The organism is Emticicia sp. BO119, from assembly GCF_013912375.1.
Taxonomy (GTDB): domain Bacteria; phylum Bacteroidota; class Bacteroidia; order Cytophagales; family Spirosomataceae; genus Emticicia.
Map to the genome: position 1 here is coordinate 482,472 of NZ_JACETV010000003.1, position 20,907 is coordinate 503,378.

Consider the following 20,907-nt stretch of genomic DNA (forward strand, 5'->3'; position numbering starts at 1 on the left):
TTATACTTTTTTGAAATTCTTACTAAAATTATAACTTAGTTGTACATTCCAAATAAAATTCTTGTTGCCGGGTATATCTGACTTAAACGTCTGGTTAATGGTGGATTGCAGGGTAAAAGGAAAATTCTTTCGTGACAGAATCCCCGTAGCAGTAAAATAACTTCCTTTATAGGCATCGGTATAAAGCAAATACACCATCGGAATCAGCTGAAAACGCATTTGTCCGCCCAGTTTTATATTTGACACAGAAGTATTGAAAAACAAAACGTGGGTATTCTGCGGCCCGCGTTTTTGCAGGGCTTTTCCGTACAGATAGATTGCTCCGACGCTCCAGTTTGGTGAAATCTGATAACTGGGTGCAACTTCTCCTGCACCGAATCTGAGTAGCTCAGTAATTTTGGTAGTTGACCCATTATCGTTAATTTCTGTTCTGAGTAAATTAAAGGCCGGATGCACTCCTAACCTTACACTGAATTTCTGTTGCTCAATAATCCGATAGCGTAACCAGAATAACATTCCTCCCTTGCTGGCATCGGGTACGAGGCGTATGTCTGGGTCGAAACTGAATCTTTTTTTACGCCACGATAAATTCATGATAACAGCAGGGCTGTTTAAAGAAAAAGTCGGTATAATCGAAAACCCGTTATTAGTCAGCCCTACTGAACCCGAAAAGTTAGCAACAGACTGCGTGGTATCAGGCTGTTGGGCATACATACAATGAAGTGAAAGTACTAAAAATGTCTGGATGGTAAATATTCTGAAAACGCTCATTTGTAATAGGTTATAAATCCGATAAAATTAACAATACAAAATTACGGCAGGATAAAACGGGATGTCTTATACATTTTACGGGAATACTTACCAATTTCAATGGTGGCGATTTATATATGAAATATTCAGATTAATTTTGGTTAGGAATTAAACAAAACAAGCAGATGCTGATATACGATACTATTAAGAAATACAGCGAAATGTTCAGTAATCCCATGTTGCATCCGCTAATTAATGTGGTTGACCTGAGCAGGTCACAGATGTGGCCAAGAACCAGATTCATGATGGAGTTTTATGCCATTGTTATAAAAGACAGCAGATGTGGGGAGTTCAGATATGGGAATCAATACTATGACTACGACGAAGGAACCATCGTATTTTTTGGACCCAATCAGGTAGTTACGCACGAACCTGAAGGCGAAATGCACCAGCCTTATGGAACGGCACTGGTTTTTCATCCGGATTTAATCAGAGGGACTTCTCTGGTTAAACACATTCAGGATTACTCCTTCTTTAGTTATAAAACCAATGAAGCCCTTCACGTTTCTGAAAAAGAAAGAGTGCTTGTTGATATATGTTTTGCCAATATAGAAGCAGAAATCAAGCAGAATCTGGATAAGCACAGCAGAATGCTTATTGTAGCGAATCTTGAATTATTGCTGAAATACTGTTCGAGATTCTATGACCGCCAGTTTATTACGAGAGAAGCTGTGAATCATGGCGTTATAGAGAAATTTGAGCAGCTTTTGCAAGGGTATCTCACGGGTGAAAAACTTAAAGTCAATGGTTTGCCCTCGGTGGCCTATTTTGCAGACGAACTGCACCTTTCGCCCAACTATTTTGGTGATTTGGTAAAAAAAGAAACCGGAAAAACTGCCCTTGAGTTTATGCAGTTAAAATTGCTGGAGGTGGCCAAAGAACGGATTTTCGATAATACTAAATCACTGAGCGAAATCTCTTATGAATTAGGCTTTAAATATCCTCAGCACTTTACCCGCTTTTTTAAACAAAAAGTTGGTGTAACTCCGCATGAGTATCGAATGAATTAAAAAATACAGGTCTGTTATCAGGCAGATAAAGGCTATATAGATGTAATTCTATAGATGAGGAACAATTTGTTTTTTTCAAAACAAATTGTGATTAGCAAAAAGCTTCCGGCTTCGGGAGCTTTTTGTTTCTGGTTTTCGGAATGCCTCGAAGCTGATTGTATGAGGGTATCGAAACCAGATTATTATTAACTCGTTCATTTCTTTACCTGCCCACATGGGCGGCTCTGCCATGAATGCATCTATCTTAAACCTTTCATACCTAAAACAGATTTCCCTGCCTAAACATTTTGGCTAAAGCCAGTCAGGGTTTTACAATTTAATCCCCCTATTTAATAAAGGGGTAATAAATGTAATCTTCCCGATTAGCTTTAGCCAGAACTATGTACATAAGTATGGCAATTGTTAAACTTCCACAAGAACCCATTCGCAAACCTGTCATCTCCTTCAGGAAGATCTTTCGAACAGATAGGGGCACATTTACTTCCACTCACAATCCTCATCCAGCCACTCGTAGCCCGGCTCAATCGGAGCACCATCAGGGGCAGCCAGAGAATTAGACGGGATGGTAATATCCGGATTATCTTCAAATTGTTTGATTTTCAACAAGGCCAGTCGTGCGAAACCTGCACCATCTACTGTATTGCTTTTCAGCCAGTCCTGTATATCGTCAATGGCCCCATAGGCATTGGCGCGTGCTTCCATAGCGGCATCTTTGTTGTTGGCTAAGGTCATCAACTGGTCTAAGAATAACATGGCTACCATGCGGTCAATCTGGGCATAATAGCTGTTATTTTTAAACATTTCAGGCTTTTTCCAGAGCTTTTGTACCATCAGGCTTGATACCTCTGCCAGTGTTGGCAGGTCGGGTTTCATTACTTTCTGGCTTACTAATCTGGCGCTACGCTCAGGGTTCAGTATCAATCTTAAAGTAAATGCAGCCGATGCTTCTGCCGGAGCGAGCGGGTCGAACCCTAAACCTGTACGGCGTTTGAATACCTCCCTCGGATTAGCCTGATAACGGAATGCTCTTGGAGGAATCATTTTCAGGATATGGTCAGGCACAGCTAAAAACTCAGGTGTCAGCGTCTGCATTAAAGCATTGAAGGCTTCGCGCTGTTTGGTGGCTGGTACAGGGTCGTAGATTACCTGTCCGTCGCCACGCAAAGCAAAGTTATAATCTGCACCACCTAATACTTTTGCTGTTGCTTCTGTCTGATAGCGGTGAAACATATACATCGGCACTAAAACTTCTTCAACTGTAGACATTGGTGAATTAGCCCTGATTTTTTTGTCGGTAAACTCTCTCAGAGCAACTCTGCGTAGCTCTATCACTCTTTTTAATTCTGTTACGGCATCGCCACCGTTATCCCACAAGTGTGCCGATGGACTCACGGAGCCTTCCGGGCGGGCATCCTGATCGGTTAAGAACCTTAACCCCTTTCTAAGAGTATTCTGTACTATTTTCTCTAACTCTGCTTTCTCGTTCAGATTATCGGGAAAATCCTGATAACCCCAGATGATAGAGGCCTTGTCGTACTCGCCTATACCCATTGAGTAGGCACGCGAAAGATCGAATCTGCCATTAGCATAGCTAATGAGGGGATGCGGGTAATCCATTACCGAGGCACGGCCGTTGATGCTCGAAATATAGTTATGCGGAAGCCCCAAAGTATGCCCGATTTCATGGGCCGATAATTGTTTTAAGCGATCCAGGGCCATCTGGTTGATTTCCTGTACTTTTGAAGTATCGGTTTCATAATTACCGATAAACCCTTGAGCAATCAGGAAATCCTGACGTACTCTTAATGAGCCTAAAGTTACCTTGCCTTTAAGTATCTCTCCGGTGCGTGGGTCTATGATACTGGCGCCATAAGACCAGCCACGGGTACTACGGTGTACCCATTGGATGAGGTTATAGCGTATATCCATAGGGTCAGCATCTGGCGGAAGAAGTTTCACCTGAAACGCATCTTTATATCCGGCGGCTTCATACGCCTGATTCCACCATGAACCTCCTTCCATCAATGCAGAGCGGATAGGCTCGGGTGCGCCAGGATCCATATAATAGATGATAGGTTTTACCGGCTCACTCAGAATAGAAGTCGGGTCTTTCTTTTGCAGACGATGGCGCGAAATGTATCGTTTCGTGATAGGCTCGCTGATAGGGGTAGCATAATCAAAGAACGAAATGCCCCCATAGCCTATGCGTGGGTCAAATTCTCTTGGGGTAAATGCCCTGCTTTTTCTATCAGCCTCTATATCAGGTAACTCAATAAATGAGTGGTGCTGGTGCATCGTGATAATATTGGCAGTAGGCACTACCTCACGCAGATAACCACCGGGGTTGTCGCCTGTCAGGGTAATAATTACTTCAAACTCTGAATTTTTGGGGAAATTTTTTGTATTGGGCAGATACATGGCACTACGGGAAGCATCTAAACGAAAGGTTCCCTGTCTGCTACGGGCAATATCCTGAATGGCCCCTACGGCATCCTGAATCAGAAAAGGTGTCAGGTCTACTAATACTTTGCCATTGCTTTCGGCTTTTATATCAAATCCGAAGTGTACCGATTTAGCAAACGACTGATCTACTGCATTTCTTTCAAGAGGGTCGGCTGAAATGGCTCTGTAAGAATAGTTAGGCTCAACCATCAGTACTTTGTTGCCACTTCTCTGAAACTTCACTACGTGTTCCTGCCCGAGACGCCCACGGTCCAGGCCGATGTCGTTTGAGCCTACCCCCTGTGCCAACGACGGGTAGTACAATAACTCTGAATCAAATTTGTTGATTTCGAGATACACTTTGCCGTCTTTGGCATTCCAGTAAAAATTCAGAAAGCCTTCTCGTTTATCCATTCCGGTAGTAAAGGCATCAATTGATTTGGGGTCTTGTGCCATTGAACAGACACTGATTATCAGCAAGGCCAGTGTTTTGATGAAGTGTTGTTTCATAGAGGATATGTTTGTTTTTATGGTTGGTTTTTGTGGTGGGGTTATTCGCAGAGGTGTATGCTTATTCAGGTTTCACTTATAAACCTTCTCCCCCACCTTAATCTCGGCTTTTATAAAGTTTTCTTTCGGTGGAATCGGGCATATATAGCTTTCGTTGTAGGCGCAATAAAAATTATGTGCATTATTAAAATCAATCTCTATTTTATCGCCTACCAGCTTATCTTTCTCAATATTAATGTAGCGACCGCCACCATAGGTTTCCTTGCCACTGGTGAGGTCGCGGAAAGGTAGAAGATAAATTTTCCCTTCATCAAAAAGGCTTACTGTATAGTTTTCACCATTTAGTAAGAAGGTGGCTTCACCGGCTTTTTTGAATTCAGTTTGGGTACTGTCGGTCATCAGAATCAAGCTTTTTCCACTATCAGAAGTGCCCTTAAATTCTGCCTCTATCCGATAATCGACATTCGGTTCAAAATATTTAAAGCCTGTGAAATCGGACAGATTAGCAATGGGAGAATCTTTCTCATTTGTCAGGTTCTGTGCATATTCATTACGTTTTTCGCTGATGGTGGCAATATAATCTTCTGTTCCGCGAAGTGAGTAAAACAAGATGCCAGCAATGGCTATGACAAGAAAAAAGAGGACGAATTTGTTTTTAAACATAATGTTGTATGATTATAAGTAAACCTGCGCTAATATACTTAATAAGAACTTTTATTCGCTATTTTAAGTTGAAATATCGTAATTCGCAGACGAAAAATCACCTGATATTAATATGTTTACCGGAATTGTAGAGTCAATGGGTCACCTCATTGAGATTCAGCCTGATGGCACAAATTTAACTTTTACTTTTGAATCTGATATAGCCCACGAGCTAAAAATAGACCAGAGTTTATCGCATAACGGCGTTTGCCTGACAGTAGTTGAACTGCTGAACCTTGAAAACGAAACCATCAAAGGAACGAACGGCGATGCGGCGGTTCGCTATAAAGTAACTGCCATTGATGAAACCCTGAAAAAAACCAATTTAGGTAAATTGGGTATCGGCGATAAAGTAAATCTGGAGCGTTGTATGCCTGCCAATGGGCGTTTCGACGGGCACATTGTACAAGGTCATGTCGACCAGACTGGTATCTGTACCGCTCTTGAAGACCAGAACGGTAGTTGGCTGATTTCGTTTGAATATGATGCCTCAACCAATAATATTACGGTTGAAAAAGGGTCTATCTGTGTGAATGGTGTGAGTCTTACAGTTGTCAATTCAAAAGACAATGGTTTTAGTGTGGCTATTATTCCTTATACATGGGAGCATACCAATTTCCATCAGCTGGCAGTGGGTAGTACTGTGAATCTTGAATTTGATATATTGGGTAAGTATATGCAAAGGATTTTGCAGAGGAGGTAAAATTTGATTTGCCTATTTTTATCTATTATTATTCGTATAAAACATTATCTGGTTACATCACGTAGGGGTTCAAAATTTTGAACCCCCTAACCGGCATCCCAATAAAACCAAAAAGCCTCAGAGACCAATCTCCAAGGCTTTTATATATATAATTCATAATACTCTTATCTGTTTTCCAACTCTACAAAAGGGCGCAAGGTTGCTCCGGTGTATATCTGACGAGGACGACCAATCGGCTCTTTGTTGGCTCTCATTTCTTTCCATTGTGCAATCCAACCCGGAAGGCGTCCCAATGCAAACATTACTGTAAACATATTGGTCGGAATACCCAAGGCACGGTAGATGATACCCGAATAGAAATCTACGTTTGGATATAGTTTTCTTGACACGAAATAATCATCGTGTAAAGCTGCTTCTTCCAATCCTTTTGCAATTTCCAATACAGGGTCATTTACGCCTAATTTACCTAAAATATCATCAGCCGCCTTTTTAATGATTTTGGCGCGTGGGTCGAAGTTTTTATACACTCTGTGGCCAAAGCCCATCAAACGGAAGCCTGAATTTTTATCTTTTGCTTTGTTCACAAACTTCATTACATCGCCACCATCAGCCTTAATATCTTCAAGCATTTCGATCACCTCCTGGTTAGCACCGCCGTGTAGCGGGCCCCATAATGCCGAAATACCTGCCGAAATTGATGAATATAAATTAGCTTTTGACGAACCTACCAGACGAACCGTTGAGGTTGAGCAGTTTTGCTCGTGGTCGGCATGAAGAATCAATAGTTTGTTCAAAGCCGCCGAAACTACCGGATCAACAGAATATTCTTCTACCGGCAGCGAGAACATCATATGTAGAAAATTCGAGCAATAATCTAAAGAGTTTTTTGGATAATTGATTGGGTGTCCGTTTGATTTTTTATAACACCAGGTAGCCAGAGTAGGAAACTTAGACAACAAACGGATGATGTGTGTCTCGGTATGGTCTGGTGCTTTATCATCATACGAATCAGGATAAAAACCGCTCATAGCACTTACCATTGCCGACATCACGCCCATCGGGTGCGCATTTACAGGAAATCCGTCGAAAATGCGACGCATATCTTCGTTTACGAGGGTATGCCTGCGAATAGCATTATCAAATTTTTCGTATTGCTCTTTGTTTGGTAGTTCGCCATAGATAAGCAAATAGGCTACTCCGAGGAAATTAGCTTTTTCGGCCAGGTCTTCAATCGCATAGCCACGGTAGCGTAATACACCTTCCTCGCCATCTAAAAAAGTGATGGCACTTTTGGTAGCTCCAGTATTTTTATAGCCGCTATCGATTGTTATATATCCTGTTTCATCACGGAGTTTAGCAATATCAATCGCTTTCTCTCCTTCCGAACCTTCTATGGTAGGGTATTGGTAAGATTTACCGTCAAGTATTAATTCTGCTGTACCAGCCATAAAAACATTAAGATTATTTTGTGGTTATCAATTTTATTGATGAATTATTTTGCTAATTCCGTTGCAATAATAGCAAAAAAAGCATAAAAATAACCATCAACCATTAAATATTTGTTAAGGCAACTAAAATTTAATCTGAGCCTGTAGAATCACGGCTTCAAATTTACAATTTCTTAAATGATAACTCCCACCTTTTCAAAAAAGTTTGTGTTTTCATAAAAACTTACGCAATTTTTGAAGAAATGTTTGTAGCTTCACTTTCCGAAAATCTTTGATGCCATGCTCACAGCGATTTTAATTGACGACGAGAAAGGTTGCCTCGATACCCTTGAAATAGAACTGCAAACCTATTGTGCCGATGTAAAAGTACTTGCCAAATTCCAATCTGCCGAAAAAGCCCTTGAAGTCCTGGAAACTATCCGCCCTGATATGATTTTTCTGGACATCAGTATGCCACAGATGAATGGATTTGATTTTTTGCTGAAGATTCCGAAAATCAATTTTGAAGTCATTTTCTGTACTGCCTACGATGCCTATGCACTAACAGCTTTTGAATTCTGCGCCATAGATTACCTGCTGAAACCCATCTCAAAAGATAAGCTGATCAGAGCGGTTGATAAAGTGCGCCAGAAACAAAGCAAGCAGGTTGATATCCAAAACCTAGAGCTACTTCTGGCTAATATGCGCGGAGGTATCCATCATAAACCCAATGTGGCTGTTCCGACTCCCGAGGGGTTGGAGTTTATCTCGATTAACGATATTATCTATGCTGAAGCCGATGGAAATTACTCAAGAATCATGATGGCAAACAAAGAAAAGGTATTGATTTCCCGAACATTAAAAGACCTGGAAACACTTCTTTCCAATCACCCTTTTGTTCGTATCCATCAATCATACCTGGTAAATCTGACGCATATCAAAAAATATATCAAAGGCGAAGGGGGCTATGTTGTGATGAACAACGGCACCAGTTTGCAGGTTTCGAGAGCCAACAGAATGAAACTGATGGATCTGGTGAGGTGATTTTTTTGCTGTTTTCTTTAGAAACAACATTTTTGGATAATGCCAGTAAGGATAATTATTTTCATTGTACTCCCAATTTCATTGTAGTAATGGAATTACTGCATTTAAAAATGGCGCGACACGCGGTAAAACATCGTGTAAAAACAAACTAATTACCTTGAGATTACTTCTCACATTAACGCTATTATTATCTCTATCAGTCCTCTGTTTTGCGCAGAAAACAGACACTATTACTATTACCAGAAAGTTTATCGATAATAAGGTTATTCTGTTTTCTGAACAAGCCCAACTCTACATTGATTCGAGCGGCAAATCTCCTGTACAGCAGATTGACAGGCAAACCTTTTTCCCTTTACATACTTTCCGTTTTCAGCCTTTTGCTTTCGATTATTTCGACTACGTTTTCTGGCTTAGAGTTACTATTAATAATCCTGCCGATGTGATGATCCCTGCGTTGTTTACGGCAGGTGTGCATAAGGGTGTAAAGATATTCCGAAAGGTTAATGGCAGGTTCGTTGTACTGGAATCTACTCAACAGGATTTACTGCCGCACCAACGGCCTTTCCGCTATGATGAGAAATACGTTCCGCTGAAATTTTACCCGCATCAGACCTACGAGCTACTCATTAAAATAAGTGAACACCCGCAGTTATTTATGAATCTTCAGCCAAAGCTGGTGAGCTACGGATGGGAATATGATGATAAAATGCGGGCTTTTTTTGATGAATACCGTTACCTGATGGCTGATGGATTTTTTGCTTCAATACTTTTTTTTGTAGCCATGTATATGTTTGTGCTATATTTTGTAGAGCACAAACGCTATTATATCTATTATGCAGGATATCTGTTTTTTATTCTGCTGTTTGCGCTTTGGGGCATTGAGCATTCGCCCTATATGCGTATTTTTTTCAGTTTTATTCCTTTCCTGAAATTTTCTGCTAACAATAATACCTATGCACTTATTGCCAATATCTTTTATTACCTCTTTCTGAACGAGTTCCTTGAGCTTGGTAAAATTGCGCCAAAGTTTGAGAAAACAGTCAGGATTTACCTTCGGTTACTGATTCTCTTACTGATAGCTGATACCCTGCTCAATTTCATTTTTCAGGCTTATCAGGCAGGCGGGTATGTCTGGATAATCACCCAGCCTGTAATTGCTTTCTTTGGTATCTATTCAACTATCATGGTGCTTACCTTGAAAGGCTCATTTGTAAAATATATCAAGTGGGGGTCGGTTGCTTTGTTGTCAGGGGTAATTGTAGGTATTTCGGAACAATTGCTCATGATGAAACCCTTTGAAAACGTGTTAATGCGGCTGGCATTGAGTATGCCTTTTAATATTGGTGTGCTGGTCGAAATCCTGTGTTTTTCTACGGCACTCGGCTATAAAACATGGTTGCGGCAGCGTAACCGTAATTTGCTGATGAAGTCGGTCAAGGAGTCTGATTTACGTACACTACGCTCGCAGATTAATCCCCATTTTATTTTCAATAGTCTCAATGCTATTAAGAGCTATATTCTTAACCACAGGTCGGTAGAAGCAGCTGAATACCTGACCGATTTCTCGACACTGATGCGGTCTATCCTACAGAACTCAAAAGAAAAACTGATTCCTTTAGCTGACGAACTCGAAACAACTCTTCTTTATATCAAACTTGAAAAACTACGGTTTGATAATGACTTTGAGTTTGTTTATGAGATAGATAATAAAATTGATACCAGCGAAACCCTCATTCCACCCATGCTTTTACAGCCATATATCGAAAATGCCATCAAGCATGGGCTAATGAATAAACCCTCTGACCGACGGCTGACCATAAGTATCAGAGCTTTAACATACAAAACCCTGATTGTGATTGATGACAATGGTATTGGCCGCGAGCAGGCCTCTCTGCTAAGAAAACATCTATTTAAAAATCAGTCGATGGGAATGAATATCAACGACGAAAGAATAAAGCTTTTAGCCATGACCAACGACTGGCACATTGATATACAGATTATTGATAAAAAGGCATCAGGCAAAGCCCTCGGCACTAAAGTAATGATTTATCTGCCTGACATTGATTAGATGAAAAAATTAAGGAAACCCAACACGGCAGCTACCTGTCCCCAACCCTTCTGCGAGGATGACCCTCTCAACAACGGGAAAGGGCGTAGAGGTTTTTCTCGGCTCTCTAACCAATGCCGGAGAGGGTTCGAATGGGGTATATTACTCTGTCTGGTTATCATGTCTGCCTCCTATCAGGTCCGTGCCCAGATTCCGTTATACTTTGAGCTGGAAAAAAATGGTTTTTTAGCCTGTGCCGACAGCAGTTTTTTATTTGTGGATTCTGCCCGGAAAGTACCCTTGCAGGCCATACCGAAACAAAAATTTGTACGATTGAACGATTTAACCAAACCTCAGTCCTTTTCTGAAGGATACCGCTATGATTACTGGTTGAAGCTTTCCATACACAATCCAACCAAAGACACCCTTGATTTACTTTTTACTGCCGGGCTGCACCGCTCAGTGGTTATGTATCGCGATATTTACAACCAGTTGATTGAACTACAGAGAACCAACGAAAAATATCTACCCGGCCAAAGGCTGTTCCGCTACGATGACCAATATATTCCGATTCGTTTCCTGCCCGGTGCGCATTATCAGTTGTATGTCAAGGTAAATGATTATCCCAAAAAAGACTTTGCCCTAACCCCTAAACTGGTAAGTTATCTGTGGGAGAATAATCATAAGGTAAAGGCATTTTACGATGAATACATTTACCTTATTAATAATGGGGTAATCATTTCTATTCTACTGTTTGTTGCGTTGTTTGTACTGACCTTTTACATCCTTGACCGACAAAAATATTATCTTTATTACGGGTTTTATACGGCCTCTCTCGCCTTGTTTAATTTATGGGAGTATGAACATTCACCTTATTTCCATATTTTATTCAGTTACCTGCCATTTCTGAAATATACTGGCAATAGCAATATGTATATTCTGCTCACGCAGATTTCTTACTTCCTGTTTGTGTACGAATTTCTTGAACTGAAAGAAAAATACCCTGTTTTAGGTTTGGTGTTCAGACGGGTTATCCGAACACTGATTGTATTTCTGATTCTGGATGTAATAGTACTATTTGTTTTCCGCCGACTGGATTGGAGTGATTCTTTTTACTGGCTTTTTCAGGGAGTTTTCCCGATTCTGAACATCATTCTTTTAGTGCTGGTCTTTAGAATTAAGGGCAGAATCGCCCGAAATATCAAAATAGGCAGTACTTTTCTGGTATCTGGGGCTTTTGTTGGTTTCATGACCCAGTGGTTTAGCCATGAGTCTTATATTATCCTGCGGATTGAACCCAGTATTGTTTTTACTCTCGGGACACTGATAGAAATCTTCTTCTTTTCTATTGCCATCGGCAGCCGGAGCTATCAGATACAGAAAGAGCAGAATTCGCTGTTTAAAGCAATTAAGGAATCTGAGCTGCGCACGCTGCGCTCGCAGATTAATCCGCACTTTGTGTTCAATAGCCTGAACTCTATCAAAAGTTATATTCTCACCCATCGTTCACTGGAAGCAGCTGAGTATCTGACCGATTTTTCGATGCTGATGCGGTCTATTCTTCAACATTCAAAAGACCAGTTGATTTCACTGACTGATGAACTTGAAACAGCCGTGCTGTATGTCAAATTAGAGAAATTACGGTTTGAAGATAATTTTGAGTTTATCTACGAATCAGACCAAAGCATTGATACCGACGAGATACTTACCCCTCCGATGCTTTTGCAACCTTATATTGAGAATGCCATTAAACATGGCCTGATGAACAAACATGATAAACGGGTACTGGAACTGAAAATCAGGCAATTGACAGAATCGATTGAGATCATGATTGAGGATAATGGCATCGGCCGTGAACAGGCTTCTCTCTTACGAAAAAACATACCTAAATATCAGTCGATGGGTATGAATATCAACGAAGAGCGCATCAAACTCCTGAGCCAGGCCAACGACCTGCACATCCAGATTATGATTGAAGATAAAAAATCAAAAGATGGAACTCCGCTTGGCACTAAAGTAACAATACATATACCCCTCGCTCCTGAAGGGGAATAAAACAAATTCTAACATGAATCTTTAGCTCCCCTTCAGGGGCTGGGGTGGGTGTCTCCTTCCCAAATACTAACCGAAACCTACCAAATATCTGCTATATCCGCCAAATACTAAATGGGTGTAGAGAGATTATATTTTTCTTGTCAAATTTGACAATCCATATTATAATCCCTTTTTTGAACAGCCATGAGAAAATTTTTTATTAAGCCATCCTATTGTGACCCTCAGATGATCTGGTTTGACCACGGTAAAACCTGTGTTCAGCCTGACGAGGTAGTGTATCTGAGTAGTCTTGAAAATTACACCGAGTTTCATCTTAAATGCGGCAAGAAAGTAGTTTCTTCGCGCACGTTGGGAGTTCACGAAAAACAATTAGTTGAAAAAGGGCACTTTGCCCGTATTCATCGCAAGTTCATGCTTAATCTGCAATACCTCAAACGTATAGAGTCGGTAGGTGAAGAGCACATTGCCCACCTGACAACAGGCGACAAGATTGTAGTGTCCAGAAGAAAAGCACGAACACTCATTCATCAATAAGTTACTGTAAACCATCTGTAACGACATTAAAAATGCGAAAAGCCTTGACTAGTCAAGGCTTTTCGCATTTTTAGGAGTACATAACATTAATTCTTTTTTACTTTCTCAACACTGCCAGTTTATTTTTTAATTCAACTGATAAATCAACGTTACCTGTCGAAGAAATGGTTGCTTTTTCACAGAATGCCCGCGCCTGATTTCCTAAATATTGTTCATACCCTGATGTCTTGATCGTAGCAAATGACAGCCAGTTTTCCTTATCCTCTTGTGCAAGAAACTCTCCACATAATACGTAGATCTTCTCATTACCAGTTGATAGCGTATAACCCGCTTTTACATGACGGAAATCTATGGGAGTTGGATGCTTTTGTTTGCTAAAATCTATTGATGCAGAAGTGATTAAAAACTGAACGGTAGAGTCTGGTATTGCTTCACTGACCTCAGAAGTAGCAGAAATCATGATTGAATCGCGCTTTTCTTCTTTTTTATTGCCGGCATCACAACTCAATAGTATAGATATGAAAAATGTAAAAACAAATACCTTTAATAAGATCGAGAAATTGTGCTTTTTCATAGTATAAATCAATTGATAGCTGTACTGGTTTTTTGTTTCAGATTAATAAATAATGTCTTTCCGCAGCAAAGCTAACTAAAGTTCATATACTATGCCCCTGATAGTAAATTTTTATCGCCAGTTTTTATTTGTTCTGCGGGAAAAGAGAAATATCCGACTTTTCCGAAAAAGCGATAAATCCTTTTCCGTCGTAACGGCTCAACCCTGTGTTCCTGGTACCTATCCAGAGATTTCCCTTTTTATCTTCCAGAATTGACCACACATCATTATTGATTAGTCCGTCTTTTGTGGTAAAACAAGTGAAAGATTTTTCTTTCGCCATGTGCGAATCAGAATGAGGCGAGGCCGGAGCGTCGTAGCGGCAAATTCCGCTATTACCACCTCCAAACCAAAGATTCCCTTTTCTGTCTTCAATGATTCTGGTAACAGCACCAGATAAACCATCTTCCTTAGTGAAACTGGTGAACGATTTGCCATCATACCGATACGCTCCATTCCAATTGCTAAACCAGATGTATCCTTGTTTGTCTTCCAGAGCGGGCCAGGCCCAACTATCCCCATTGGGTTTAAGATTGGTGAGGGTTTTACCATCGTAATAAAATACACCTTTATTACCCCGCCCCCCAAACCAGATGTTACCCGATTTATCTTCCAGAATATATTCTACGTTATTTTTTTCGTTCATGTATCCACTTACCCCCTCATTAACGGCGAAAGGAATAAAAGATTTGCCATCATAGACATATACACCATTAATTGTTGCAAACCATAATTTCCCGCTTTTGGCCTGCATTATACTGAATACATCATGCTTGGTAGCTGGCGTATCAAATATTAGGGGGATTTTAACTTCAACAAAAGTTTTACCGTCAAAAAAGTAAGCCCCAGCCGCTGTGCCTATCCAGATTTTCCCATTTTTATCTTCCATAATATGATTAATCATATTACTTTTAAGTCCATTCGAGGCTGAAAATTGGCTGAACGATTTCCCATCATATTTATAAACACCTTCACCCGTAGTCCCAAACCAGAGGTTACTCGCTTTGTCTTGCAGACTACAATGCACATTGTCGGCAGGTTGTGAACCTTTAGTTTTTGTAAGTATTGGGTGTGTAACAGAAATAGTTGTATTCTCTTTTGGCAAGTTTGTTTTCACTTGTCCGGTGCAGGGAAAAACAGCCCCCCAAAACAGTGAGAGAAAAGTTAATTTGATTCTATTCATCATATTGTCTCTAAGATTGTCTGCCCTCTGAACTATTTATCCTTAAAAGCAGTAATAACTCTTTCTCCTGCCCTGAGCGGTGCCGCAGGGTCATACCGATACACCCCACCTAATGAGCCAAACCAGATGCTCCCGTCATTCGCTTCCAGAATCCCGAAAAGCATGTTTTTATAATCTTCATATCCTTGCATAATGTCGGTTGCTGTTGGCTTCGGGCTCAATAAAGTCTTTGCATCATAACGAGAAAGAGCCCATCTGTCACCTCCGTTGTAGCTATACTCTGGTTTTGAGCTCGTCCAGATATTGCTCTTTCTGTCTTCATAAACATATCCGGTAAAGTTGAGAGTAAAATTGGTAAAGGTACTGCCATTAACACGCCAGAGTCCGGGAGCTCCCGCAAGCCAGATATTCCCTTTTTTATCTTCCATAATCGTACGGACATTGATAAAGGGGTCACCATTATGGGTGAAAATGGTAAACTTTTTCCCATCATAGGTAAAGAGATTTCCTCTTGTAGCAATCCAGAATTTCCCTGTTTTGTCTTCAACAATAGAGTTTATATCATTATCGTTAGGGTCTGCATTGGTCAGCCCTGCATTGGGCTTAAAAGTCCGAAACGATTTCCCGTCCCAAAGGCTTGCGCCACCTTCAGTACCAAACCAGACATTCCCGGATTTGTCTTCGTAGATATGAGGAACGCGGTCATTAGCAAGCCCTTCTTTGGTCGTAAAATGCTGAAAGGCATCCTTATGTGTCTTGGAAGGGTTATAATAAAACACGCCTGACCCAATAGACGAAAACCAGAAATTCCCTTTTCTATCCTCTAACACATCAAAAAAACGGGCTTTGCTCACCTCACTCGTAATATTGGTAAAAGCCTTTCCTCCTATCTTCAACAAACCCGAAGGATCGTACCGGAAAATGCCATCAAATGCCGCAATCCAGATATTTCCCTTTTTATCCTGCTTGATATTACGCGTGATACTCAGCGGCCCGTGTGAAGTGACTACTTCTTTAGTTTCTGGTTCGATCGGGTAATAACTTCTTTGTTGGTTTTGTGCGTTACAAACAGTACAAGAAGTAAATAGCAATAAAACATAGAAGTATAGGTGCTTCATGATCTTTTTAATAAGTAGTTTCAACAAAAATAAATGTCTTTCTATCAGGCTTTTGTTAATGCCTTGTTAAAGGCAGATAATGAATTGTTAATTTATTTGAGACCACATACCACCAGAAAATAAATGCTGATCTTTTTACTTTTAAAGTTCGTATAGCTCTTTCTGCCCTGAGCGAATAGGACTGACGCTCGGCTGAAAGGCTATAGCCCCCTGGTTGAAATCTAATGGATTCAGCTATTATTTTTTTGCTACGATGTGCATAAGGAGTTTAACGTCATCCAGAATGGCATCACCAGACTTAGGGAATTGTTTTTCTGAATTATAATTGATACCCCAATCTGTTCGATCAATGATTAATGTGCCATTCACCTCTACAGTTCCGTCCATTCCATCCTTAAAATACATTTTAGCTGGAAAAGTAACAGCCTTCGTGATACCTTCAATAGTCAGGTTCCCTGTAACTTTTAAATTTCCTTCATTTCTTGAATTTCCATCACTCCATTTTTCAACCTTTGCAATAGTTAATGTAGAAACAGGGAATTTTTTGACATCAAAAAATGGAAGTAATTGATTGAGTGAACGTTGATCAACAAAATTTTCAATAGTATTCATGTCGACTTCAACTACACCACTCAGCAGCTGACGGTTGTCAATCAACAACTCTCCTTTTAATATATCTACATCTCCGGTACTGGTACCATCACCAAGAAATTGAGTACCTTCCCATGCACCAAGTAGCCTGGAGCCTTTCCATACTACAGCACTTTGCTTCGTATCTATGGCATATTTTTTCTGTCCATCTTTTCGATAATAGTCTGTGATGGTTTTCCCATTGTAACTATACACTCCGGTTGCATCTCCAAACCAGATACTTCCATCGTTAGCTTCCAGAAGCCCGAAGAAGGCTCTTCCTGACATAATTTCGGTTAAAGTGGGATTATCACTATCTAATGTCTCTGCATCATAACGTGAAAGTGCCTGTACCGCCTGATTGGCCGGATTTACGGGGCCAGTTGTCCAGATGTTCCCTTTTTTATCCTCTATTATAGCATAAGCCCCTCTCTCCGACACCTTAGTAAAAGTACTGCCGTTATAGCGATAGAGGCCACCGGGTCTACGGCCTCCACTAAAGCCATTGTAACCACTGAGCCAGATAGTGCCTTTTCTATCTTCCATTATAGCCGTAACATGTAGAAAGGGTTCACCTTTATGAGTTAAAGTAGTGAATTTTTCTCCGTCATAAACAAAGGCGTCGCCCTTTGTGCCAACCCATAATTTCCCTGTTTTATCTTCAATGACTGTATTAATTTCATTATTCCAATGCCCTTCTTTATAAAAAAGCGGAGCGTTGGGAGATGTAAAATTCCGAAAAGATTTCCCACCTGCCTGGTTGGGATCGTAACGACTTATTCCAGCTCCGGTGCCAAACCATATAATGCCGTCTTTATCTTCATAAACAGACTTAACCTGATTGTCGGCAAGACCATCTGTGGTTGTAAAATGTCGAAAGAATTTACCATCATAATGATAAATACCTGAGTCAAGAGTTGTGACCCAGATATTTCCGTGTAGATCTTCCAGAACATCCCAGAATTTGTGCTGACCTATTTTATTGGTCAGATTAGTAAAAGATTTACCATCGTATCGGAAAACATCACCAAATGATGCGTTGTTCGGGCCAGCAATCAGAATGGTGCCATTTCTGCCTTTTTTTATATTGCGAGCCATTAGGTTAGGCCCAATGTCTTTTACTTCTAACTTGATACTATCTTTTGGTACGTTTGTTTGTTTTTGTCCACAGGAAGTACAAAAAACAAACACCAGGTACAAAGCATATATGTGTATGTATTTCATGATTAATACTCATTGACAAATGATTTTAAACTCAGCAATACCATTATTGCTGAGTCTGGCGTTTTCAACATCCTTTATTGGGTAGGATATACATCACATTGCCCGAAACAGATAAATTGAAGCCAAAATTTTCTATAGCCGGAAGTGATAGTTTTTGCCATGTTTTGCCCATGTCAGCTGACCGGAATATACCATCTGCGCGACCACATAATAAATATTTACCCATTTGTTTGATAGATAAAATATCAGATGAAGATTTAACTAAGCCGACTTTTCTCATAAATAAATGACTCCAGGAAGGCTGAAGGTCTTCACCTATGGTATTCCAGGTTTTTCCATTATCCTGTGAAATGTGTATTGTGTTTGTTTTGGTTATTGTATTGTTTACTATAGCGGCAAATCCTCCATCGATACGTTCTATAGCGATGCCATACCCCCCTTCGCTAATCGCGCGATCCCAGTTCTGACCCTCATCAGTAGATCTTAATATCCCTTCTTTGTCGATAGCTAAAAGTACACCCTCTGACTCTATCAATTTCATTAACCCACCACCAATCTGCACTCGTTCCCAGGTTTTTCCTTTGTCAGCAGATCTGAAAAGGCTGTTGCCTGCACCGATGAAAACTGTGCCTTGGGCGGTTTCAAAAACGCTGCATACTTGTCTCGCTTTATAATTCTTGTACATCCAATCTATCGTCGGGTCTAATCGTACGGCTTGCTCCTGAAAATTCGTGTACATGGGAGTCCAATCATTGGTTCCATTTATTTTTTGTAAAAACTGACCCCTGAAATCATAAGCAAATATCCCATTCTTGCCAGCGGTAATATTACGTTGTTTACCAGGGAAAGTCTCTTTTGTCCAGAAAGAAGTGGTGGAATTTGGTTCACTATGATAAACCCCATCGCCAGCACGTAAATAGAGACCATTGTCAGTTGCCATTAAACCTTCTCTCCACACACCTTCTCTCTGCAATTTTTCAGGTAGCCCTTTGCTAATGTCCTGCCAGGTTTGTCCGCCATCATCAGATTTAAAAATGATGCTGGCAATATCCGATGATTTACCCTTTTTTACTAGTGTCTTTTTTGCTTCCTTTTCTTTCAGCACAAAAGAATTCAGTAGAAATAATACCAGCACAATAGCCGGAACAAATACAAATAACTTTTTCATATTTTTAGATTTAAAGTAAAACATATTGAATATTAATTTTTAGTGGAAAGTAGCAGGCCGGCACTACACATTATTTCTGACCCTCTTTAAAGTCTGTGATGGTTTTTCCATCATAACGATATACGCCACCACCAGAGCCAAACCAGATATTTCCTTCAGCGTCTTCTAAAATCCCCAAAAGCATTACAGGCTGTGACATAATTTCGGTTACTGTGGGCTCTTTATCGTACAGGGTCTTTGAATCATAACGGGAAAGTGCCCATATGTTCCCATTAGGATTTACGCCACCAGTAGTCCAGATGTTGCCTTTTTTATCCTGGATGATAGCATAAGCCCCCCTATCCGACACTTTAGTAAAGGTGCTGCCGTCAAATCGCCAAAGACCATCGGCACCAAACCAGATGTTTCCTTTTTTATCTTCGATTATTGACCAAACGTTGTTAAATGGTTTGCCATCTTTGTTTTTTAAAACGGTAAATGCTTTTCCACCAGCCGCTGAAGGATCATAAACGAACATATCTTCTCCTTGTGCACAAAACCAAAGCTTACCGGTTTTGTCTTCAAGGAGCAAACGAATACTGTTAGTAGGGAAGCCATCTTCTGTGGTAAAATTTCGAAAATATTTCCCATCTGCCCTCACCGGAGTATCTGCCGTTGCGGTCGAATCGGACCGCCGAGCGGGATCGTAACGGCTTGCTCCGAACCAGATATAACCTGCTTTATCTTCATAAATATGAAGAACCATATTACTGGCAAGCCCATCCTTTGTTGTAAAATGCTGAAAGGCTTCCCCACCCACCTGTTTGGGATTGTAATAATAGACACCTGAATCTCTGGAACCGAACCAAAGATTTCCTTTTCGATCTTCCAGGACATCCCAGAAGCTGGAGAAACGGGGCGGACTTATTTTATTTGTCAGATTGGTAAACGATTTTCCATTATAACGGAACACCCCTAAGAAAGAAGCAATCAGAATGTCTCCATTTCTGGCTTGTTTTACATGCCGAACCATACTCATAGGCACCCCTAAGGTTTCGGCTTCTTTAAGGTAAGCCTCAGTGTATAGTCCTTTACTTACATTGTCCGGTGGCGGATTAGTTTTGTTTTGTCCTACGCAGGAAGTGTAAGAAACAATTAACATTAAAGCATAGATGTGTAAGTACTTCGCCATTTTTCCAGGAGTTTAGACAAACTTACAAGGTTTTCCTCTGAGCTATGTGAATGGCTTGTAAAAAGATGTAAACAAAATGTAAATTTGTTTGGGAAAAGTACATGGCTGAGCCGTTAATGCACCTTTCATACATTTTTACTACATCAACTTATTGTTATGTAGATAAAATTGTCATATTCCATAACCTTTAGTTATTGACACTCAATAACTATCCTTTTATTGGCATTAAGAAAAGGAATACATTTGTTGTATTAAATATGATGTCACAATGGAATCAATCGAACATACAAACAGCGAACAAACCTTACTCATCAGATACATGACAATCTTGTTTTTGCTTGTTTCATTTTTATCAATATTAGGTTTGTTTCTGTTATCGAATATATACTGGAAAGATACTGCTTTGGCTGAAACTCAAAAAGGCAGCATGAGTTGGAAACCTGTGGATAGTGATTTATGCCACAATGCGCACTAAGTTGCCAAGTGTTACAAAATTTGATAAAGCTCTATTGTGTT

Annotated in this window: 17 protein-coding genes; 7 read left to right on the forward strand and 10 right to left on the reverse strand. The window is 40.3% G+C overall.

The genetic code is table 11. The features are described 5' to 3' along the window. Positions 1–771 carry a hypothetical protein gene (locus H1R81_RS13510; protein ID WP_181841254.1) on the reverse strand — a complete coding sequence of 257 codons (771 nt, stop codon included), beginning with the start codon at positions 769–771 and terminating at the stop codon, positions 1–3. A gap of 164 nt (positions 772–935) precedes the next feature. On the opposite strand from H1R81_RS13510, the gene H1R81_RS13515 reads away from it, so the two are divergent. Further along, on the forward strand, positions 936–1,820 hold the full coding sequence (locus H1R81_RS13515) for an AraC family transcriptional regulator (RefSeq protein WP_181841255.1): 885 nt from the start codon (positions 936–938) through the stop codon (positions 1,818–1,820). 477 nt (positions 1,821–2,297) lie between these two features. Here the strand turns inward: H1R81_RS13515 and H1R81_RS13520 are convergent, their stop codons facing one another. Together H1R81_RS13520 and H1R81_RS13525 are read right to left on the reverse strand one after the other, a co-directional pair. Next, complete coding sequence (locus tag H1R81_RS13520; protein WP_181841256.1) at positions 2,298–4,772, reverse strand: zinc-dependent metalloprotease; 2,475 nt, start codon at positions 4,770–4,772, stop codon at positions 2,298–2,300. Between the two features lie 72 nt (positions 4,773–4,844). Next, entirely contained in the window at positions 4,845–5,435 is a 591-nt protein-coding gene (locus H1R81_RS13525; RefSeq protein WP_181841257.1) for a DUF1684 domain-containing protein, read from the reverse strand. Between the two features lie 112 nt (positions 5,436–5,547). On the opposite strand from H1R81_RS13525, the gene H1R81_RS13530 reads away from it, so the two are divergent. Beyond that, the gene (locus tag H1R81_RS13530) at positions 5,548–6,177 is read left to right on the forward strand and encodes a riboflavin synthase (protein WP_181841258.1); all 630 of its coding nucleotides are present in this window, start codon (positions 5,548–5,550) and stop codon (positions 6,175–6,177) included. A gap of 164 nt (positions 6,178–6,341) precedes the next feature. Here the strand turns inward: H1R81_RS13530 and H1R81_RS13535 are convergent, their stop codons facing one another. Next, complete coding sequence (locus H1R81_RS13535) at positions 6,342–7,625, reverse strand: citrate synthase (RefSeq protein WP_181841259.1); 1,284 nt, start codon at positions 7,623–7,625, stop codon at positions 6,342–6,344. Positions 7,626–7,904: 279 nt separating this feature from the next. Here H1R81_RS13535 and H1R81_RS13540 point away from each other — a divergent pair, with 279 nt between their 5' ends. The 4 genes from H1R81_RS13540 to H1R81_RS13555 all read left to right on the forward strand — a co-directional run bounded on the left by H1R81_RS13540 (position 7,905) and on the right by H1R81_RS13555 (position 13,284). After that, positions 7,905–8,648, forward strand: coding sequence for a LytTR family DNA-binding domain-containing protein (locus H1R81_RS13540; RefSeq protein ID WP_181841260.1), 744 nt, complete (start codon positions 7,905–7,907; stop codon positions 8,646–8,648). Between the two features lie 157 nt (positions 8,649–8,805). After that, positions 8,806–10,716 (forward strand): histidine kinase, encoded by a 1,911-nt coding sequence (locus H1R81_RS13545; protein WP_181841261.1) that lies wholly within the window; start codon positions 8,806–8,808, stop codon positions 10,714–10,716. Further along, positions 10,717–12,750, forward strand: a complete 2,034-nt coding sequence (locus H1R81_RS13550; protein ID WP_181841262.1) for a histidine kinase — start codon at positions 10,717–10,719, stop codon at positions 12,748–12,750. It abuts the gene before it with no gap. 183 nt (positions 12,751–12,933) lie between these two features. Further along, positions 12,934–13,284, forward strand: a complete 351-nt coding sequence (locus H1R81_RS13555; RefSeq protein WP_181841263.1) for a LytTR family DNA-binding domain-containing protein — start codon at positions 12,934–12,936, stop codon at positions 13,282–13,284. Positions 13,285–13,381: 97 nt separating this feature from the next. Here the strand turns inward: H1R81_RS13555 and H1R81_RS13560 are convergent, their stop codons facing one another. The 6 genes from H1R81_RS13560 to H1R81_RS13585 all read right to left on the reverse strand — a co-directional run bounded on the left by H1R81_RS13560 (position 13,382) and on the right by H1R81_RS13585 (position 20,391). After that, the gene (locus tag H1R81_RS13560) at positions 13,382–13,858 is read right to left on the reverse strand and encodes a hypothetical protein (RefSeq protein ID WP_181841264.1); all 477 of its coding nucleotides are present in this window, start codon (positions 13,856–13,858) and stop codon (positions 13,382–13,384) included. Positions 13,859–13,982: 124 nt separating this feature from the next. Beyond that, entirely contained in the window at positions 13,983–15,083 is a 1,101-nt protein-coding gene (locus tag H1R81_RS13565) for a two-component regulator propeller domain-containing protein (protein WP_181841265.1), read from the reverse strand. Between the two features lie 29 nt (positions 15,084–15,112). After that, on the reverse strand, positions 15,113–16,198 hold the full coding sequence (locus tag H1R81_RS13570) for a two-component regulator propeller domain-containing protein (protein ID WP_181841266.1): 1,086 nt from the start codon (positions 16,196–16,198) through the stop codon (positions 15,113–15,115). A 237-nt stretch (positions 16,199–16,435) separates the two neighbouring features. Continuing rightward, positions 16,436–18,052 carry a YceI family protein gene (locus H1R81_RS13575; protein WP_181841267.1) on the reverse strand — a complete coding sequence of 539 codons (1,617 nt, stop codon included), beginning with the start codon at positions 18,050–18,052 and terminating at the stop codon, positions 16,436–16,438. 64 nt (positions 18,053–18,116) lie between these two features. Continuing rightward, positions 18,117–19,220 (reverse strand): exo-alpha-sialidase, encoded by a 1,104-nt coding sequence (locus H1R81_RS13580; RefSeq protein ID WP_220275222.1) that lies wholly within the window; start codon positions 19,218–19,220, stop codon positions 18,117–18,119. Between the two features lie 70 nt (positions 19,221–19,290). Then, positions 19,291–20,391 (reverse strand): two-component regulator propeller domain-containing protein, encoded by a 1,101-nt coding sequence (locus H1R81_RS13585; protein WP_229251124.1) that lies wholly within the window; start codon positions 20,389–20,391, stop codon positions 19,291–19,293. 268 nt (positions 20,392–20,659) lie between these two features. On the opposite strand from H1R81_RS13585, the gene H1R81_RS13590 reads away from it, so the two are divergent. After that, on the forward strand, positions 20,660–20,866 hold the full coding sequence (locus H1R81_RS13590; protein WP_181841269.1) for a hypothetical protein: 207 nt from the start codon (positions 20,660–20,662) through the stop codon (positions 20,864–20,866). The last annotated feature ends 41 nt before the right edge of the window (positions 20,867–20,907 follow it).

What these genes read in the sequence shown, in the direction of transcription:
- H1R81_RS13515 (WP_181841255.1), top strand. Translation starts at nt 936, where the DNA reads ATGCTGATATACGATACTATTAAGAAATACAGCGAAATGTTCAGTAAT.
- H1R81_RS13510 (WP_181841254.1), bottom strand. Translation starts at nt 771, where the DNA reads ATGAGCGTTTTCAGAATATTTACCATCCAGACATTTTTAGTACTTTCA.
- H1R81_RS13590 (WP_181841269.1), top strand. Translation starts at nt 20,660, where the DNA reads ATGGAATCAATCGAACATACAAACAGCGAACAAACCTTACTCATCAGA.
- H1R81_RS13580 (WP_220275222.1), bottom strand. Translation starts at nt 19,220, where the DNA reads ATGAAAAAGTTATTTGTATTTGTTCCGGCTATTGTGCTGGTATTATTT.
- H1R81_RS13585 (WP_229251124.1), bottom strand. Translation starts at nt 20,391, where the DNA reads ATGGCGAAGTACTTACACATCTATGCTTTAATGTTAATTGTTTCTTAC.
- H1R81_RS13520 (WP_181841256.1), bottom strand. Translation starts at nt 4,772, where the DNA reads ATGAAACAACACTTCATCAAAACACTGGCCTTGCTGATAATCAGTGTC.
- H1R81_RS13570 (WP_181841266.1), bottom strand. Translation starts at nt 16,198, where the DNA reads ATGAAGCACCTATACTTCTATGTTTTATTGCTATTTACTTCTTGTACT.
- H1R81_RS13575 (WP_181841267.1), bottom strand. Translation starts at nt 18,052, where the DNA reads ATGAAATACATACACATATATGCTTTGTACCTGGTGTTTGTTTTTTGT.
- H1R81_RS13560 (WP_181841264.1), bottom strand. Translation starts at nt 13,858, where the DNA reads ATGAAAAAGCACAATTTCTCGATCTTATTAAAGGTATTTGTTTTTACA.
- H1R81_RS13555 (WP_181841263.1), top strand. Translation starts at nt 12,934, where the DNA reads ATGAGAAAATTTTTTATTAAGCCATCCTATTGTGACCCTCAGATGATC.
- H1R81_RS13525 (WP_181841257.1), bottom strand. Translation starts at nt 5,435, where the DNA reads ATGTTTAAAAACAAATTCGTCCTCTTTTTTCTTGTCATAGCCATTGCT.
- H1R81_RS13550 (WP_181841262.1), top strand. Translation starts at nt 10,717, where the DNA reads ATGAAAAAATTAAGGAAACCCAACACGGCAGCTACCTGTCCCCAACCC.
- H1R81_RS13535 (WP_181841259.1), bottom strand. Translation starts at nt 7,625, where the DNA reads ATGGCTGGTACAGCAGAATTAATACTTGACGGTAAATCTTACCAATAC.
- H1R81_RS13530 (WP_181841258.1), top strand. Translation starts at nt 5,548, where the DNA reads ATGTTTACCGGAATTGTAGAGTCAATGGGTCACCTCATTGAGATTCAG.
- H1R81_RS13540 (WP_181841260.1), top strand. Translation starts at nt 7,905, where the DNA reads ATGCTCACAGCGATTTTAATTGACGACGAGAAAGGTTGCCTCGATACC.
- H1R81_RS13565 (WP_181841265.1), bottom strand. Translation starts at nt 15,083, where the DNA reads ATGATGAATAGAATCAAATTAACTTTTCTCTCACTGTTTTGGGGGGCT.